Annotated in this window: 1 protein-coding gene; it reads right to left on the bottom strand. The window is 71.6% G+C overall.

What is annotated here, in order from left to right; translation table 11 throughout:
• Positions 1–1,051 (bottom strand): chorismate synthase (aroC, locus tag ABD350_RS37495; protein ID WP_344353890.1); only part of this gene is annotated, 1,051 nt, incomplete at both ends.

Below are 1,051 nucleotides of genomic sequence, written 5' to 3'. Positions count from 1 at the left end.
TTCTCCGCCACCGCGTCCGCCAGGACGAGGGCGACCATCGCCTCCGCGACGATCCCCGCGGCCGGCACCGCGCACACATCCGAGCGCTGATGATGCGCCTGCGCCGCCTCGCCGGTGGCCACGTCGATCGTCCGCAGCGCCCGGGGCACGGTCGCGATCGGCTTCATCGCCGCCCGCACCCGCAGCAGCTCACCCGTGGTCAGACCACCCTCCGTACCACCGGAACGGCCCGTGACCCGCCTGACACCCTCCTCGCTGGTGACGATCTCGTCGTGCGCCTTCGAACCCGGCACCCGCGCCAGGTCGAAGCCGTCACCGACCTCCACCCCCTTGATCGCCTGAATCCCCATCAGGGCGGCGGCCAGCCGCGCGTCCAGCCGCCGGTCCCAGTGCACATGGGAACCCAGCCCGACCGGCACACCGTAGGCCAGCACCTCCACCACACCACCGAGGGTGTCACCGTCCTTGTGCGCCTGGTCGATCTCCGCGACCATCGCCTTGGAAGCATCCGCGTCCAGACAGCGCACCGGGTCCGCGTCCAGCCTCTCCACGTCCGCCGGGGCCGGGTAGACCCCGTACGGGGCCCTGGCCGAAGCCAGCTCCACCACATGCGAGACGATCTCGATCCCGGCCGTCTCCTTCAGATACGACCGGGCCACCGCGCCCAGCGCCACCCGGGCGGCCGTCTCCCGGGCCGAGGCACGCTCCAGAATCGGACGCGCCTCGTCGAAACCGTACTTCTGCATACCCGCCAGATCGGCGTGACCCGGACGCGGACGCGTCAACGGCGCATTCCGCGCCAGACCGGCCAGCACCTCCGGATCGACCGGGTCGGCCGCCATGACCTGCTCCCACTTCGGCCACTCGGTGTTCCCCACCATCACCGCCACCGGCGAACCCAGCGTCAGCCCGTGCCGGACACCACCCAGGAACGTGACCTCGTCCCGCTCGAACTTCATCCGCGCACCACGGCCATAGCCGAGCCGCCGCCGCGCCAGGTGGTCCGCCACCATCTCCGTGGTGATCGGCACGCCGGCGGGAAGACCCTCCA

This window comes from Streptomyces nogalater, assembly GCF_039532885.1.
Taxonomy (GTDB): Bacteria; Actinomycetota; Actinomycetes; order Streptomycetales; family Streptomycetaceae; genus Streptomyces; species Streptomyces nogalater.
Note: the sequence above shows the minus strand (reverse complement) of the source record. Positions and strands in the feature narration are given on the sequence as shown.